The 15,350-nt window shown below is 42.7% G+C and carries 18 protein-coding genes and 1 riboswitch; of the genes, 13 read left to right on the forward strand and 5 right to left on the reverse strand.

What is annotated here, in order from left to right:
* The first annotated feature begins 74 nt into the window (after window positions 1-74).
* From CZ434_RS16440 to CZ434_RS16455, 4 genes are all read left to right on the forward strand, one after another.
* The gene (locus tag CZ434_RS16440) at window positions 75-893 is read left to right on the forward strand and encodes a DUF368 domain-containing protein (protein ID WP_077624147.1); all 819 of its coding nucleotides are present in this window, start codon (window positions 75-77) and stop codon (window positions 891-893) included.
* Window positions 894-963: 70 nt separating this feature from the next.
* Window positions 964-1,284 (forward strand): thioredoxin family protein, encoded by a 321-nt coding sequence (locus CZ434_RS16445; protein WP_077624148.1) that lies wholly within the window; start codon window positions 964-966, stop codon window positions 1,282-1,284.
* Window positions 1,285-1,473: 189 nt separating this feature from the next.
* Window positions 1,474-1,971: a GNAT family N-acetyltransferase gene (locus tag CZ434_RS16450; protein ID WP_077624149.1), complete on the forward strand. Its 498-nt coding sequence runs from the start codon at window positions 1,474-1,476 to the stop codon at window positions 1,969-1,971.
* A gap of 47 nt (window positions 1,972-2,018) precedes the next feature.
* Window positions 2,019-2,128, forward strand: a riboswitch (SAM riboswitch).
* 165 nt (window positions 2,129-2,293) lie between these two features.
* Window positions 2,294-2,845, forward strand: a complete 552-nt coding sequence (locus CZ434_RS16455; protein ID WP_077624150.1) for an NADPH-dependent FMN reductase — start codon at window positions 2,294-2,296, stop codon at window positions 2,843-2,845.
* A 136-nt stretch (window positions 2,846-2,981) separates the two neighbouring features.
* Here the strand turns inward: CZ434_RS16455 and CZ434_RS16460 are convergent, their stop codons facing one another.
* Window positions 2,982-4,241 carry an efflux RND transporter periplasmic adaptor subunit gene (locus CZ434_RS16460; protein ID WP_179107295.1) on the reverse strand — a complete coding sequence of 420 codons (1,260 nt, stop codon included), beginning with the start codon at window positions 4,239-4,241 and terminating at the stop codon, window positions 2,982-2,984.
* Between the two features lie 5 nt (window positions 4,242-4,246).
* On the reverse strand, window positions 4,247-4,927 hold the full coding sequence (locus CZ434_RS16465) for a hypothetical protein (protein ID WP_077624152.1): 681 nt from the start codon (window positions 4,925-4,927) through the stop codon (window positions 4,247-4,249).
* 171 nt (window positions 4,928-5,098) lie between these two features.
* Here CZ434_RS16465 and CZ434_RS16470 point away from each other — a divergent pair, with 171 nt between their 5' ends.
* The 3 genes from CZ434_RS16470 (at window position 5,099) to CZ434_RS16480 (ending at window position 7,280) form a co-directional block, all read left to right on the forward strand.
* Window positions 5,099-5,749, forward strand: a complete 651-nt coding sequence (locus CZ434_RS16470) for a DUF4396 domain-containing protein (protein ID WP_077624153.1) — start codon at window positions 5,099-5,101, stop codon at window positions 5,747-5,749.
* A 129-nt stretch (window positions 5,750-5,878) separates the two neighbouring features.
* Window positions 5,879-6,778: a YegS/Rv2252/BmrU family lipid kinase gene (locus tag CZ434_RS16475; RefSeq protein WP_077625226.1), complete on the forward strand. Its 900-nt coding sequence runs from the start codon at window positions 5,879-5,881 to the stop codon at window positions 6,776-6,778.
* A gap of 76 nt (window positions 6,779-6,854) precedes the next feature.
* On the forward strand, window positions 6,855-7,280 hold the full coding sequence (locus CZ434_RS16480) for a cupredoxin domain-containing protein (protein ID WP_077624154.1): 426 nt from the start codon (window positions 6,855-6,857) through the stop codon (window positions 7,278-7,280).
* A gap of 574 nt (window positions 7,281-7,854) precedes the next feature.
* On the opposite strand, the gene CZ434_RS16490 is transcribed toward CZ434_RS16480, so the two are convergent.
* Complete coding sequence (locus CZ434_RS16490) at window positions 7,855-8,466, reverse strand: class I SAM-dependent methyltransferase (RefSeq protein WP_077625227.1); 612 nt, start codon at window positions 8,464-8,466, stop codon at window positions 7,855-7,857.
* A 147-nt stretch (window positions 8,467-8,613) separates the two neighbouring features.
* Between CZ434_RS16490 and CZ434_RS16495 the strand changes: the two genes are divergently transcribed.
* The 6 genes from CZ434_RS16495 (at window position 8,614) to CZ434_RS16520 (ending at window position 13,133) form a co-directional block, all read left to right on the forward strand.
* Window positions 8,614-9,069: a MarR family winged helix-turn-helix transcriptional regulator gene (locus tag CZ434_RS16495; protein ID WP_077625228.1), complete on the forward strand. Its 456-nt coding sequence runs from the start codon at window positions 8,614-8,616 to the stop codon at window positions 9,067-9,069.
* A gap of 119 nt (window positions 9,070-9,188) precedes the next feature.
* Window positions 9,189-9,818 (forward strand): SDR family oxidoreductase, encoded by a 630-nt coding sequence (locus CZ434_RS16500; protein ID WP_077624156.1) that lies wholly within the window; start codon window positions 9,189-9,191, stop codon window positions 9,816-9,818.
* A 135-nt stretch (window positions 9,819-9,953) separates the two neighbouring features.
* The gene (locus CZ434_RS16505; RefSeq protein WP_077624157.1) at window positions 9,954-10,235 is read left to right on the forward strand and encodes a glutaredoxin family protein; all 282 of its coding nucleotides are present in this window, start codon (window positions 9,954-9,956) and stop codon (window positions 10,233-10,235) included.
* Between the two features lie 118 nt (window positions 10,236-10,353).
* Complete coding sequence (locus tag CZ434_RS16510) at window positions 10,354-10,722, forward strand: YppG family protein (protein ID WP_179107296.1); 369 nt, start codon at window positions 10,354-10,356, stop codon at window positions 10,720-10,722.
* 213 nt (window positions 10,723-10,935) lie between these two features.
* Window positions 10,936-11,646 carry an alpha/beta hydrolase gene (locus CZ434_RS16515; protein WP_342745704.1) on the forward strand — a complete coding sequence of 237 codons (711 nt, stop codon included), beginning with the start codon at window positions 10,936-10,938 and terminating at the stop codon, window positions 11,644-11,646.
* Window positions 11,643-13,133, forward strand: a complete 1,491-nt coding sequence (locus CZ434_RS16520; protein ID WP_077624159.1) for an MFS transporter — start codon at window positions 11,643-11,645, stop codon at window positions 13,131-13,133. The genes CZ434_RS16515 and CZ434_RS16520 overlap by 4 nt, the downstream gene beginning before the upstream one ends.
* A gap of 71 nt (window positions 13,134-13,204) precedes the next feature.
* Here the strand turns inward: CZ434_RS16520 and CZ434_RS16525 are convergent, their stop codons facing one another.
* Both CZ434_RS16525 and CZ434_RS16530 read right to left on the reverse strand, forming a co-directional pair.
* Window positions 13,205-14,059, reverse strand: a complete 855-nt coding sequence (locus CZ434_RS16525) for a DegV family protein (RefSeq protein ID WP_077624160.1) — start codon at window positions 14,057-14,059, stop codon at window positions 13,205-13,207.
* 114 nt (window positions 14,060-14,173) lie between these two features.
* On the reverse strand, window positions 14,174-15,091 hold the full coding sequence (locus CZ434_RS16530; RefSeq protein WP_077624161.1) for a DMT family transporter: 918 nt from the start codon (window positions 15,089-15,091) through the stop codon (window positions 14,174-14,176).
* Window positions 15,092-15,350: the final 259 nt, after the last annotated feature.

Genomic DNA, 15,350 nt, shown 5'->3' on the forward strand with positions numbered 1-15,350 from the left:
AAGGATAGGAAAGGAAGGGCTTTTTTGGTATGATATGGATGGTATAATTTAAGCTCGATAAAAGGAGAAGTCATATGGAATGGAAAAATATCTATCGTGGAATGTTGATGGGGGCCAGTGATGTTGTACCCGGAGTCAGTGGGGGTACTATTGCTGTAATACTGGGGATCTATGACCAGTTGATTGCTGCCGTCAATGGTTTTTTCAGCAAAGAATGGAAAAAACATCTCGGCTTCTTGTTGCCGCTTGGTATTGGAATAGTAACTTCGGTCGTTTTGTTGGCCAATTTGATTGAATGGTTATTTGAACATTATCCAGGGCCGACTCAGTTTTTCTTTTTAGGCTTGATTGTCGGCGTGCTTCCGTTTTTATTTCACAAAGCAGATGCCAAACATACTTTCAAAGCAAAACATATCTTATTGCTGGCTGTTGGTGCTATTCTGGTAGCTTCCATGGTATTCTTCCAGGCCAGCGAATCAGGACCTATGCAGAATTTATCATTTGGTTCATACGTTATCCTGTTTTTCTCCGGATTTATTGCGAGTTCCGCGATGATTCTGCCGGGCATCAGCGGTTCTTTTATCCTGTTGATCATCGGAGTATATACGACCGTCATAAACGGTATATCCAATTTTCAATTTGATGTCATTATTGTGGTTGGGATAGGTATCGTGCTGGGTATCATCGTGATGAGTAAAATCATTCATTTTTGCCTTGAACGCTTCCCGACTGGTACTTATGCATTGGTGATAGGGCTGGTAATCGGTTCGGTTGTTGTTATTTTTCCGGGTTGGCCCTCTGACGGTGGAGCGGTAGTAGTCAACATCTTTACATTTGCGGCGGGATTAGCAGCGGCGATGGCATTAGGGAGATTTGAATACAAGGGTGATTAGACAAGCAGTTATGTTGCATGATTGGAAAACAATTGGTAGATTATAATGCTAAGAAAGGGGTTTTTGCTAAATGGAAGAGATTAAGTCAGAGCAACAATTTAACGAAATTATAAATTCTGCTGAACCTGTTATTATTAAGTTTTATGCAGATTGGTGTCCGGATTGTAAACGGATGGATATGTTCATCGGTGATATCCTGGAAGAATACAATCAGTATAAATGGTACCAAATCAACAACGATGAAGTGGAAGGAATTGCCCAGGAATATGATGTGATGGGCATACCAAGCTTGTTGATTTTCCAAAATGGGGAAAAGCTTGCCCATCAGCATAGTGCTTATACTAAGACACCCGAAGAGGTGCAGGAATTTTTGCAACAGCAATTGGGGTAATGCTCTTGAAGACCTTGTCGTAAGAACGGCAAGGTTTTTTTATACGTAGAGAAACAAGCTTAGAGAGGTTGGGCCACCATTTTTCATGCTATTTTCTATCTTAAACAAACGTTTGATCAATAAACAAATGATTTTCCTTTTATATAGGAAAGGGATAGGATAAGACTAAAAAACGACGGAGGAGACATCGTGATCAGACTTGCAAACAAGGAAGACCTGCCAAGAATTATGGAAATTGTGAAGGCTTCTGTCAAAGTGATGAATGAACAGGGGAACGAGCAGTGGAATGAGGACTATCCCCTGGAATCAGACTTTAAAGGAGACTTGGAGAATCAGGAGCTGTACGTCGCTGAAATAGGCGGAACGGTGACAGGGGCAGCTTGTATAAGTGAAAAAGAACACAGCGAATACCCGCTTATCAGTTGGCGGAAAAACGATAAGGCTTTAACTGTTAAGAGGGTGGCCGTCGACCCTTCCAACAGGGGAAGTGGCATTGCTTCCGGATTGTATAAGCATGCCGAACAAGTCGGCAGGGAGAAGGGCCTGCATTATTTGAAAACAGACACCTTTTCAAAAAATCAGTCAGCACAGAGGTTATTCAGGAAGAATGGATACCAATTCGTCCAGGCAAGAAGGGTAGAAGAAAAAGATGATGAATTATGGTACTTTGATAAACTAATTGACTGAATGTTTCATTTTGTTTATACTCAGGTTAACAATTAAAATCGCTTATATTCTTATCCAGAGAGGTGGAGGGACTGACCCGTCGAAGCCTCGGCAACCAGCTTAACATTATTGCACGGTGCCAACTTCAGAGTGGATATATTTGTCCAGAAGATAAGAAGCAGGGAATACATAATGATATGCCTTTAAACCTTCTCTCTTATCGGGAGAAGGTTTTTTGTTTCTGTAAGAATGGACATGGATTTGTAAGGGGTTCGAGAATGTGCCACAGGGTACTTCTTAAGACGATTACTTCAAAATTTGTGGGGAAAGTGGTGCGACATCTATGAAGCTATTAGGACTATCAGGCAGCTTGGAAAGTGAATCAAAGGTTCAGGAGGCAGTGAGGAAGGCTTTGGAACATGCAGATCAAGTTTCTGCAGACGTGGAAGTGGACTTGATCAGGCTGGAAGACTATCAATTGCAATTCTGCGATGGAAGGGATCCAGAGATGTATGAGGGTGACAGCAGAATTGTCATCGATAAAATAAAAGAAGCCGATGCCCTGATTATAGGGTCTCCTATATACAGGGGAGCCATTACCGGTGCCTTGAAGAACTTGTTCGATCTTTTGCCGGAAGACGCCTTGGAGGCAAAAGTCACCGGTTTCATCGCTATCGGAGAGAAGTCCGGGCATTCTTACGTAATTGACCACCAATTAAAACCGTTAGCCGGTTACTTCAAAGTACATATTGTCCCTTCCAATGTTTATGTAGATGACAGGCATTATTCAGAAAGGGAATTAACCGATGAATCGATTAAAAAAAGTCTCAAAAGGCTTGGTGAATCAATCGTCGAGCTTCATGAAAAAATCCATGGGATTGGATTGGTCGGTTGATGCAAATTAATTCGATCAGGAAAAAAGGTTGACTAAGCTATTGGCATAGTCAACCTTTTTAGTGTTATCTGAACTGTTTATAAGATTCTGGTTTCAGAGTGTGGGATAAAAGCTTCTCTGGTTATTAATGTTCCGTTTACCGGGAGATGACCCCTGTAAGAAAGGATGCTTTGTTGAATGCATAGTCTCCCGCTGCAGCCATTTTCTTCCATTGAACTTTGCTTTCTCTTATAGGAGTGACAAATGGTGATTGATCGATCAACCGGCCCTTTGGCTCCTCTGCAATAGTCTCACCAACTTCAACTCCTGAAGTAAGGCCTTGAAATCCCGCTTCAGCAAGACCCAATTCAACCTCTTGCAAGTAAACAGTTCCTTCTGGTGTCATCACCCAGACAGCAGGGGAGGGGGCTTGAGTGATATGATCCATCTTAACAGTCGGTGCCTCTAAGAATTGATCTGTGATGATTTCCAAATTTGTGTGATAACCAGGAAGCACTTCTGTTTCCGCTTCATCCATTTCTACTTCGAATGGATAAAAACTGGTGTTATTAATACTGACTTCATTCGGCGAGTCTGCAATAGACTTTATCTCACCTTCCAGCTCGCCAGCAACGTCATCGATATGGATATTCACTGGCATTCCAACTTCGATCCTCTTTCTGTCTGTTTCAGGAAGTTCTCCCTCAATATGAAGATTTTCGCTTTGCAGCGTAACTACGGGATTTTTCAAGTCTGTTTCAATCTCCTCGATTTTTCCGGGCGCAGGGCTGTTAACTGTGACAATGCTGCCTTCTGAGGTAAGCTCGGCAAGCTGAGCTTCAGCAGCCTGTAGTGCTGCTTGTTTCTGTTCCAGTTCCAACTCTTTTTCAGTCAAATATTGCTCTTTCATATATTCTGTATCAGATGTGTCCGTTTGTTCCTCTGATTCTGTTTCATCATCTTCATCGCCGAAGCCGCGTAAAGGGTCTGGATTTGTTTCAGGGAGGGAGATCTGGTACGTATTGATATTTCTGAGTGCCGTCTCAATCGCAGTAATCTCTCCTGTAAGTTTTTCTACTTCCTGTTCCAACCGGTTCAGTGTGACATCATAATCTTTCACGCGATATTCGAACAAGGGCTGGCCTTCCGTGACGGTATCGCCTTCTTCCACAAGGAACTGCTGGAATGCGCCTTGGCTCTCTTCAAAATATACAGGGGTTTCCTCGCTCGATGCCAATACACCCTCTGTAAGGGTTCTTTCGTATAAATCGTGTGTGAAAATCTCTGACCACTCTTTTATGTAAGACATTCTATCAATATAGTTATCTTCATCAGTGATAAGCAAGGTAATATTCGTACCGATAAGCAGGACTATGAAGCTGTAAAAGATAATTTTGGTTATTCTTTTTCTTTTCATCCCCATCACCATCTTTCCGTGATCATATTGATAAGATAGGAGTCATAACTGGAAACAAAAGCGGCTATGAACCACACGGTGAAGTGGAATAACAGGACACCGGTCCATATCCATGCTTTATATACCTTGGAAAGGTAGCTTAAATACCTTACTTGGAAACCGACTATCCATAATTGAAAAATAGAAATGACCCCAAGTAGATGGATCAGCAAAGGAATTTCTGTCAGGCGTGAAGCTATTATTCCAAACGAGAGCGGAGAAACATACCATTCCAGCCCGGCATAAATGAATAAAGGAATCCACAATAACCTTTCTACCAACAACACCGATAATACAAGCAATTGCATAATGACGATCTTTTTGAAAGGGATATTGTAAAAGAGCCAAAAGAAGCAGGTTGGAACCGTCAGAATGAATAAGGCAAATAGAAGAGCATATGCGAGCCTTGCTATCAAAAACCAGACTTTTGCTGTTTCGTAATTTGGTTGTGGCATAGTTACGGCATTAGCCGAGATAGGTGCAGACCCGATTCCGAGCCAGCTCATCCATCCGTAAACAACTAAACATAATCCGATCAGTAAGAAGGTGAGCCTAGTGGTATGAGTGATCTTTTCTGCTTCTCTTATTCTGAAAAGGTGGTCTTCAGGATGAAAGAATAGTTTCACGATATTGCTGGAGTACACCATGGAAGTCATCCTTTTTCTGTTATTTTATGATGTTTATATTCTATCATTTTATCTCATATTTCCATTAAATTCTAATGGAATATAAAAGAGATGATGTTTAACGTGGTGCAGAACAGTGGAACTTAATGATATAACAAAAATGAACAGGTAGGTGATATTATCGATTGGTTAATGGTTGTATCGATTATTGCATTGGCTGCAGGTTTATTATCATCAGCTGTTATCGCTTTCGATGTATATAAGCATCCGCAAATGATGTGGATTATGAATATTGTCTGGCCGATCAATGGCTGGTTTTTAGGACCTGTAGCTGTGTATTTATATTGGAAATGGGGCAAACTGAAGGCCAAAGATTCGGAAGCGGAAGATAACAGAGGCAAACCGGCTAAAGTATTCGGTTCTACAAGCCACTGTGCATCAGGGTGTACAGCGGGGGATGTGCTTGGTGTTCCGATTGTATTCATGACAAGCTTTACTCTGTTTGGAATGGCGCTCTTCGCCCATTATTTTGTCGAATTTATTTTAGCGTATATTTTCGGGGTAGTTTTCCAATTCTTTGCCATATATCCTATGAATAAAGAAGATGGCATCCTCACTTCTTTGAAAAATGCCATAAAGGCAGACACTTTGGCATTAATATCATTCCAGATCGGTATGTTCGGCTGGATGGCGATCGTTCATTTTATCTTGTTTTCCCAGCCACCGAAACCAAATGAGCCGAGTTATTGGTTTATGATGCAAATTGCCATGATTATTGGTTTTCTCACTAGTTACCCTGTTAACTGGTGGCTTGTCAGAAAAGGGATAAAGGAAGAGATGTAAATCAGGAGGCTGCTCCCCCGCTTCGAAGGGGTGATAGTCTCTTTTTTTCTTCTCTATTACTCCAGTTTGAAATTTTCTGATTCGAGGAAATATGAAATGTAGGGAAATTAGAAAGCGAGTGTGAAAAACATGCCCAAATATGGGAAGGGTTTATTTCTGTTCAATGGAAATGACGATGAACAGGAGATAGAGCGGAAACTCAATCAAACATTGCCAGTTCTCGCCAAAGGCTTTGAAAGGCTCTTTATCGTTCAAACTGCCGACGTGGAGCAATTAAGGGCAGCATGTGAAGAGTATGCCCAAATCGTCGACGCCGTGATTATTCTCGGAGGGGACGGAACAATACATGAATGTATTAATGTCTTTGCAAAGTTGGATGAACGTCCTGCTATCGGCATTCTTCCAGGCGGGACTTGTAACGATTTCAGCAGAATGCTTCACATTCCCCAAAATCTGTCTCAAGCCGCGCAGACTATATTAGATGGTGATGTGGAAGAAATAGATATTGGGAAAGCCGATGACCAATATTTCCTGAATTTTTGGGGGATAGGTCTTGTTGCACAGACCTCCATGAATATAGACAGTGACCAGAAAAGGCGTTTAGGGGTATTGAGCTATTTTTTGAGTACGTTAAGAAGCTTGAATCAGGCTGAGCCATTTCCCTACACATTGACGGCAGACGGTGAAGAGCAGTCTGGTGAAGCAGTCATGATCCTCGTAATGAACGGCAGGTTTATAGGAACGCGGGAAATACCTCTCCAACAAGTCGACCCAAGAGATGGCAAGCTGGATTTGTTGATTGTAAAGAATTCCAACCTGACTCTGTTCAAAGAGTTAATGATGATGAATCAAGGCGACGTCAGCTCGGAAGATTTAACGGAATTGTCGCATATCAAGGCAAAAGAGTTGAGGGTGGAGTCGGAAACAGTCCAAGAGATCGATATGGATGGCGAAATTTATACAACCACTCCTTCTGAAATCTCCATTGTTCCGGGCCGTTTGAAAATGATTGTGGGAAGTACCGAATAATTAAAGATGGTTGAAGTTTAAAAACACATAAATGGAGAAACAGAGAAAGTAGACTTCAAAGGAGGGAGAATACATCATGAAGAAGAATCTTTTTATCGTGATGGTGATAAGTTTGATGGTTGTTTTAACAGCTTGCGGCGGCAACAACTCTGATGAAAGCAGCCAGGAAGGTGGTCAAGATCAAACAGAGCAATCGGAATCAACGGATGACCAGAATGCAGATTCCGGTGGTGATTCAGGGGAAAACACTTTGAATATCAGTGCTACAAACTTTCAATTTGACCAAGAAGAATATACAGTTGAGGCCGGCGAAGAAGTAACCATCAACCTTACTAGTGAAGAAGGGCAGCATGGTTTGGCCATCGATGAGTATGATGTGAATATCGAGGGTGAAGGTTCGGCGACTTTCACACCGGAAGAGCCGGGTGAATATGAAATCTATTGCAGCGTACCCTGTGGCCAAGGACACTCTGGCATGGTCTCCACACTAGTTGTACAATAAAAGAACAGCAAAGCTTCCAGGCTATTAAACTTGGAAGCTTTTATTATATAGGTTGAACTCTAATCCTTCAGAAAATCCATAAACTGCGACATAACTTGTGTGGCTTCCTTCCATTCTTTTTAGATTGAGTGGTATTCCGGCGCTACGGAAAAATACTCCCTTTCCGGGGGCAGCACACCTCAGCCTCCTCGTGAGCAAACTGCACTCACTGCGGGGTCTTCGGAAGATGCTCTTCCCCCAGGTCTTTCAAAGTCCTACGGGAAAGGAACAGTCTGAAGAACCCGCAGTAATGCGTCTGCGTCTTCTAGTATCGCTTCGTAGCAAGCTTCCTCGACGCATGGTTTTCGGTGGGACGAGTAATCGCAGTCCCAAGGGAGCAAAGGAGCCTACTCAAGTAGTACCCTGGCAGAAGCGTTCCCCGTGGAAAGCGAGTATTTTACCGCAGCGTTGGGTTAGCACTCAACTAACATCAGAAGGAATGAAAACTTCATAATGTAGAATTGTCACTATGTCGCAATTCCTCTCAATGTAAAATCTGAAAGAAGGGGATGGGAATCTTTATGAGGGGGGGTGATTAGACTTTTTGACAAACTGCTATTCCCAGCGGGTAATCGAGGTCGGGGCGGGCTGGTTCGATCAATACCCCTTTTTGATAATAAAATGCCGTTTCATATTGCTGGAACAGTTCTATAAATTCTTCAGGCTTCAACTGATGGACATGAAAAGGAGAACCGCACGGCTTCCCGCGCCCTTCCCCGAAAGGTGTGGAAACAATGAGCGTACCTCCATCGTTCAGTAATTGATCATAGTTATTTAAAAGAGATTCTTCCTGCTCAATATGCTCGATCGTTTCAAAACTGACAATAGTATCGAATGTGCCGACTTTTTCCTTGAGTTTAGCTTCTGTTGCGTCCGCGACTACAAAAGCTGACTTGGGATGATAGTACCTTCCTTTGGCATATTTGATAATCTCAGGGTCAATATCAACCCCTATTATTTCATCTATCTCGTCTTTCATTTCCTTTGCAATCATGTGGGTTCCATAGCCAGCGCCACAGGATAAGTCTAAGACCCTGCCTTTCACATAGTTCAGAGCAAACTGATATCTTGCTGTATGCTCCAACACAAGCTTGTTCATATGGGTCATATAGTCCGGGATGACCCTTTCCCCTGTATCTTTGACCAATTTGTCCACCGCTTTCTTACCTTCTATTTAGTAAATCGCGCCTATATTAGAAAGACTCTATCTATTTTACCGGAATTTGACATGCTTTTTCAAAGTTTTATATACTATCTTTAATTCAAGATAAAAGAAAGGGTGGGCTTTATGAGTATGGATAACGAATACCTCATCAAAAAGCAGGATCCGTCTTTGAAGCTTTTTGTGGTATTATCCAAAGCTTACCGGTCAATTGCAGATCAAGTAGAAGCGGATATCCGGAAAAAAGGATTAAATCCTACTGAATTCGGTGTACTGGAATTGCTTTATCACCAAGGAGACCAAGCATTGCAGAAAATCGGTGATAAAATCCTGCTGGCGAGCGGAAGTATAACATATGTGGTAGATAAATTGGAGAAAAAAGGGTATCTGATCAGGAAACCCTCGGAAAGCGACAGAAGAATTACTTATGCCTCCATCACAGACAAAGGCCGTGAATTCCTTCATGATATTTTCCCGGATCATTGGGAGCAAATTGAAGCAATTACAGGCGGTCTAGATACGGAAGAGAAGCAAACAGCAATCCAACTGCTCAAAAAACTTGGACTCTATGCTGAAAAGATGAAATAGATTCCTGTGCATCCTTGGCTTCTATAACACTTGTTGTTGTTTGAACAATCGGCTCTTGTTTACTTAAGGACATAAGTGGGAACAAAGTCATTATCAGATTGTAACAAGGAGGAACTGTCATGAAAGTTTTAGTCATAGGAGCCAATGGAAAAGTAGGCAGACATGTTGCCAGAACATTGCAAGAATCAGACCACGAACCAGTTGCGATGGTCAGGGATACAGATCAAGTTCCATGGTTTGAAGAACAGGGAATCAAAACAGTCCTCGGCAACCTGGAAAGCAACTTCGAAGAAGCTTTCTACGGAATAGATGGTGTGATTTTTGCAGCCGGATCCGGCCCGCACACTGGTCCGGACAAAACCATCATCATCGACCAGGAGGGCGCGATAAAATCGATCGAACTGGCTGAACAATTCGGAGTCAGCCGCTTTATCATGTTAAGCTCGATGAATGCAGATAAACCCGAACAGTACCCGGCCATGAAGCATTATCTTTTTGCTAAACACAGGGCAGATGATTACTTAAGAAAATCGCGGTTGAATTATACGATTATCCGCCCGGGCGGCTTAACCAATGAAGAAGGAACAGGAAAAGTCCGGCTGGAAGAATCTATTCCAGAAGGAGGAACCATCCCCCGTGCCGATGTGGCAAAAGTGCTGGTTTACCTGCTGAGTGTTCCGCGGGCAGAGTTTAAAAGTTTTGACTTGATCAGGGGTACGGATGAATTGGGAGAAGTGCTTGCTTATTGATCAAAACAAGATGTTAAAAATTTGTAAAAAAGTAGGTTTAGTCCCTCCGCTAATGGGTAAATATCAATAGAAAGATTTAGTAGGGGAATGTTTTAGGAAAAAAGACGCAGAAAAAATTACCCAGGAGGTACACCTATGACAAGGCAAAGTGTCGTTGTTTATGTAAGTGAGAATTGCCGCCAATGTGATCAGCTGCTGTCCCATCTGGATAAGTGGGAAGTAGATTATATAGAGAAAAACGTTACGAATAATAAAGAACACATCAAGGAACTGCAAGAACACAAAGTATACGGAACTCCGGCCGTTTTTATCCAAGATCAAAAGATACTGGGTTTCCAAAAATCGAAAATAAAGAAAGCACTCGGGATAGAGCCTGTCTATTCTTTTTACCAACAGAGCGGGTTATATTCCGAGTGATACTAAATCAAGTTGGGTATTCCTGCTTGTTTTTTTTTGTGCTGAGAAGAGTTCCTTAACAATCATTCTTCATGAGCATATAGTGTAGTAAATGAAAGAATGTGAGGTGTCTTCTATGATGAATCATGAGAGAGCGCCGTATCCTTTCTATGGGCAAAATCCACAGATGTATGATCCTTTTTATTATCAGGGTGGGCCCGTAAACCCTGGCCAAGGTTTTCCTGGGGGAACAGGCACCAATCCATATCAATATTTCGCAAAGCCGCCTCATCCTGCACCCTGGCCGGGATTCGTCGGCAGCCAGCCGGGACAGACAGGATATTGGCAGCAGCAGTCCGCTCCTGGTTTCATGAATCTTTTCCAGGATAAGAATGGTCAAATGGACTTGGATAAGATGTTATCGACCGTGGGCCAAATGGCTTCGACTGTCCAGCAAGTTGCACCAATATTTAAAGGATTCGGCAGTTTCCTGCAAGGAATTAAATAATCAAATCATCTCCTTGTCGAATTCGACAGGGATTTTTTTATCTTCAGGCAAACGCACACTAAAAATCCCGGTTGATTCCATTTTGGTGTTATACATGGACTAAAATTTTCCGGCAAGGGTATTAAAGTTATAGTGAAGTGCAGATGTCTGGCATCATCTCCACGTTATTCGTTAATATTTTGTATATGTTCGACACTATTGAGGAGGAGCATCATGATGAAAGGATGTTTGTGTATCCATGGGTTTACCGGTGGTCCGTATGAAGTGGATCCGCTTGCAGAATATGTGAGAGAAAACACAGATTGGCTTGTGAAAGTTCCCTGCCTGCCAGGTCATGGAGATACCCTCAATTTAAAAGGGGTTACATTTGATCAATGGGTGAGCGCGGCAGAAGATGAATTTAGAATGTTGGAGAAGCAATGTGAGCAAGTATTCGTGGTTGGATTTTCGATGGGTGGAATGATTGCATCTTATCTAGCTGCCAAATACCCTGTTGCAAAGTTGGCGTTGCTCTCACCTGCCGGAAAGTATATCGATATTAAACAGATGGGGGTAGAATTAGGCAGTTTTTTCGTAAAGGGACTGAAAGGCGAACTGGACAATGATCCTATGTTCAACAACTATAAATGCAAATGGGGTTCCGTGCCTTTCAAAGCGATGATCGAGTTTCAAAAATGTGTCCGCTTTACCAGACCATATCTCGAGAACATAGAATGCCCGGTGTTGATTGCCCAAGGAAGGCAGGATAGTTTGGTCCCTTTCAAAACATTGCATTATCTTGATAAGGAGATATCAGGAGCAGACACGGAGCTAATCCTGTATGACAAATCAAAACACATGATTTGCCTTGGAGAACAAAAAGAGGAATTGATCCAAACTGTTTTCTCTTTTCTCACCCGTCGCAAAGGAGTTTTGGCTACGTGAAATCGAAAATGAATCAAAATCAAACCGTTGTCAACCCACCCTTTTTTTATGGGTGGATTGTTGTGTTTATAGCCGGACTAAGTGTTTTTTTCTCTGGTCCTGGTCAAACTTATTCCATATCGATATTTATCGATCACTACATCGAGGATTTTGACTATTCCCGCTCGTTTGTTTCTGGAATCTACTCCACAGCGACCTTATGTGCTGGCTTTTCCTTGTTCTTGGTCGGACGGCTGGTTGACCGTTTTGGGCAAAGGACCATGATGGTGGCAGTCGGAGGTTTGTTGGCCGCTGCCTGCTTTTGGAATGCCCTGTTGACCGGAGCCGTGATGATGTTCATCGGTATTTATGTGCTTCGTTTATTTGGACAAGGTTCGATGACCCTTTTGCCGAATACGCTTGTCCCTCAATGGTTCAGGATAAAAAGGGGGAGGGCGCTAAGTATTATGACAATCGGCGGCTTCGCCAGCCCGGCACTTTTCCCGCCACTGAATACGTGGTTGATCGATAGTTTTGGATGGAGAGTGACATGGTCATTCTGGGGTATTGCTTTGTTGGTTGTTTTCGTTCCGTTGGCTTTTTTATTCGTCCGCAACCAGCCCAAAGATATTGGCGAGCTTCCGGATGGTAAACCAAGAGATGAATTAAGCGGGACAAGACGTGCGGGAAAAGATATCTTCCGTACCAAAGTTTTTTGGCTTGTTATGGCTGTTTTGGTGATAAGTGTATCTATTTGGTTAGCGGTCAGTTATCAGCTGTTGTTTGTTTTAGCGTTTTGGGCCGGACTTCTATTGATTGCTGCCGGTATTTTCCTAGTGTTGAAATCGTCGGAGAAAAAGCGGAAAAAACAACCCGGACAGGCTGCGAATCCGAATGCGGATGAACCGGAAATAAGCTGGACACTGAATGAAGCGATGAAAACAAGAGCTTTTTGGTTTGTTTTATTTGCCGTTAGTGTCCCGGCTTTGGTTAATACCGGTGTGACATTTCATATCGTTTCTATAGCAGAAGGGAAAGGGTTGAGCCCTGAAACGGCGGCCCTCATCTTGTCTTTGATGGCGATTCTGGGTTTCCCGGTAAGCTTTGTGGTCGGCTATTTAGTCGACAGAGTTTCGGTTCACTATGTCCTGGCCGTGACATTCCTGGGGCATTTGATATCGCTGTTCATCTTATTGTTTGCCAATTCTGCATTCATGGCTCTCTTGTTTGGGGTGTTTTGGGGAATTGTCAATGGATTTGAGCGGATCGTGCTTAACATTGTCTGGCCGAATTATTTTGGGAGAGAACACTTGGGAAGTATCAAAGGTATAGCACAGACGTGTATGGTGGTTTCTTCTGCATTTGGGCCGCTTCCTTTCGGGCTGTTCTATGACTGGTTCGGTAGTTATCAACAAATTTTGATTGTGATGATGTTCCTGCCTGTTACAGCGGGGATTCTGGCACTTCTGGCTCCCCAGCCTTCTTATGAATACCACCGTTCAGCATAATGAATAAACTAAAAAACAGCTGCCTGGACCCAGGCAGCTGTCAGCTTGTCGAGTGAATATATCCCCATGTATCAGTCTCCGAAGAAAGAAACGACCAGTCCGCCCTCGCCGGCATAGGTGGCAATAAGAGGACCCATTTCTGTCAAGATGGTTTCTTTGAACGGATATTTATTTTTGATTTCTTCCATGACGGACTTTCCTCTGTCTTCCGCATTGCAATGTGTAAGGGCAATCACTTTGTTTTCCACGTTTTTCGTGTACTCTCCTATTTGATCGACAAACCGGCGGATTGACTTTTTGTCACCGCGCACTTTTTCAGATACTTCAATCGTACCCTCGTCACTCGCTTTCAGCAGTAATTTAATGTTCAAAGTTTTTGCGATGGTACCTTTAACACGGTCGAGACGTCCTCCTTTGATGACGTTTTCCAGTGTTTTAAGGACGAATAAAGTCTGTGTCTGCTCGATTTTGTCTTTCATATGCGAAATTAATTGTTCAAAGGAGAGGCCTTCTTCTGCCTTTTGAGCTGCTTCGTTCAGTAAAATAATCAATCCGCTGCTTGCTGATTTGCTGTTTAGAACCTCGATTTTACGTGAAGGTTCTTCTTCCAAAAGCATGTTTTTGGCCATTTCTGCATTATTGTAGGTACTGCTGATTCCTTTGGAGAGACTTAAACAAAGAATCGGTGTATCAGCATCCACCTTCTTGAAAGCCTGATAGAAATCGTTCGGGTTAGGAGCAGAGGAGCTCGGTAATTCCTTGGAGTTTTCCATCCTTTCGTAGAATTCGGGCAGTTCCAGGTCGATACCCGGCTTGAATTGTTTTCCATCAATCCGTAAATAAATAGGGACTACTTCTATGTTTAATTTCCTTTGCATTTCTTTAGGAAGGTCTGAGCTTGAATCTGTTATTAATTGAATCTTCATATTTATCACCTTTTTCACTGATATAAATATCGTACGATTATTTATCCTTTATTATACCTGTTTAAACAGGTGGTATATCCGGACAGGCAGTCCTTGCGTCCCATCTGCCGGCTGTCAGTTTTTCCTGTTAAGCCTTGGTAAAGCGAGCCTGGGTTTTCTTTTCGACGTGCTCACAATAAACAAAAACAGCCCTGTGATGACAATCGTCCCTCCAAGCCATTGGGACCAGGTTACGACTTCTCCCAGAAGGAAATAAGCCAATATGGATGCACCAACCGGTTCAAAAAGAATGCTCATGGAGATAGTGGAAGTACTGACCCATTTAATGGCCCAATTGAATAATGTATGGCCAAAGAAAGTCGGAATAATTGCCAGGGCAAGAAAGAGGAGCCATTCATTGAGAGTATAACCGGTAAAGGAATTGTCCAAGATATAATTATACACTATCAATGTGAGCGAGCTCGCTCCATAGACAATAAAAGTGTACGTCATTAGAGAAAGGCGCTTCCGGACTGATTGACCTGCCAGAAAGTAGATGGTGACCATTAGAGCTCCGGCTAAAGCCAGCAGGTCTCCCAAAAGAGCCAGACCGCTCATTTTGAAATCACCCCAACTGATCAGCAGGCTCCCGGTCAGCGCAATCACCATGCTGATGAATGAACCTGGAGAGAATTTTTCCTGGAACAATAGGTAAGTTCCGATGAACGCAAAAATCGGTTGGAGCGAAACAAGTACGACAGAGCTTGCCACAGATGTATAATTTAATGACTCAAACCAGAAAATAAAGTGAAGCGCCAGAAAAACTCCCGCAAATCCAGATAAGACCCAATCTTTTCTACTGATCATCCGGAACTCATGCCGGTGTTTCAATAGAACATACGGAGCCATCAGGAAAACAGCAATCAACAGGCGATAATTGGCAATGATGGATGCCGGGGCAGATTCCGCCATCTTGACGAGTACAGCTGCAGTTGAAATGGAAAGCACTCCAACAGAGATTGCGATATATGGATGAAAGGGAGGCTTGTCCATGAAGCTCCTCCTTGCAGTAAGCGTTTTATCTAAGTTTAACACTCATTTGTTTGAAAATCATTTCTAATACAGGTAGAATTAGGCTGTAGAGTATGATAAGATTTATTAATCCATTGAATGCTTGCTAACAGGCCTCTTCCGTCCTTATGCTGGAGGAAGGCTTTTTGAATTGAAAGATGGTATAATTCAAAGCAAAGTATTGGGAAAACTAAGCACTGGAACAAAACTGGTTTTTCTAACCGCGTTATAATTCATTCGA

This window comes from Sediminibacillus massiliensis (assembly GCF_900156915.1).
In the GTDB taxonomy this organism is placed as follows: Bacteria; Bacillota; Bacilli; order Bacillales; family Amphibacillaceae; genus Sediminibacillus_A; species Sediminibacillus_A massiliensis.

Bases quoted from the DNA above. Each gene is read 5' to 3' on its own strand.
- CZ434_RS16495 (WP_077625228.1), top strand. From the start codon at position 8,614: ATGGATAACGAATACCTCATCAAAAAGCAGGATCCGTCTTTGAAGCTT.
- CZ434_RS16510 (WP_179107296.1), top strand. From the start codon at position 10,354: ATGAATCATGAGAGAGCGCCGTATCCTTTCTATGGGCAAAATCCACAG.
- CZ434_RS16455 (WP_077624150.1), top strand. From the start codon at position 2,294: ATGAAGCTATTAGGACTATCAGGCAGCTTGGAAAGTGAATCAAAGGTT.
- CZ434_RS16475 (WP_077625226.1), top strand. From the start codon at position 5,879: ATGCCCAAATATGGGAAGGGTTTATTTCTGTTCAATGGAAATGACGAT.
- CZ434_RS16505 (WP_077624157.1), top strand. From the start codon at position 9,954: ATGACAAGGCAAAGTGTCGTTGTTTATGTAAGTGAGAATTGCCGCCAA.
- CZ434_RS16445 (WP_077624148.1), top strand. From the start codon at position 964: ATGGAAGAGATTAAGTCAGAGCAACAATTTAACGAAATTATAAATTCT.
- CZ434_RS16480 (WP_077624154.1), top strand. From the start codon at position 6,855: ATGAAGAAGAATCTTTTTATCGTGATGGTGATAAGTTTGATGGTTGTT.
- CZ434_RS16530 (WP_077624161.1), bottom strand. From the start codon at position 15,091: ATGGACAAGCCTCCCTTTCATCCATATATCGCAATCTCTGTTGGAGTG.
- CZ434_RS16465 (WP_077624152.1), bottom strand. From the start codon at position 4,927: ATGGTGTACTCCAGCAATATCGTGAAACTATTCTTTCATCCTGAAGAC.
- CZ434_RS16460 (WP_179107295.1), bottom strand. From the start codon at position 4,241: ATGAAAAGAAAAAGAATAACCAAAATTATCTTTTACAGCTTCATAGTC.
- CZ434_RS16470 (WP_077624153.1), top strand. From the start codon at position 5,099: ATGGTTGTATCGATTATTGCATTGGCTGCAGGTTTATTATCATCAGCT.
- CZ434_RS16440 (WP_077624147.1), top strand. From the start codon at position 75: ATGGAATGGAAAAATATCTATCGTGGAATGTTGATGGGGGCCAGTGAT.
- CZ434_RS16500 (WP_077624156.1), top strand. From the start codon at position 9,189: ATGAAAGTTTTAGTCATAGGAGCCAATGGAAAAGTAGGCAGACATGTT.
- CZ434_RS16525 (WP_077624160.1), bottom strand. From the start codon at position 14,059: ATGAAGATTCAATTAATAACAGATTCAAGCTCAGACCTTCCTAAAGAA.
- CZ434_RS16515 (WP_342745704.1), top strand. From the start codon at position 10,936: ATGATGAAAGGATGTTTGTGTATCCATGGGTTTACCGGTGGTCCGTAT.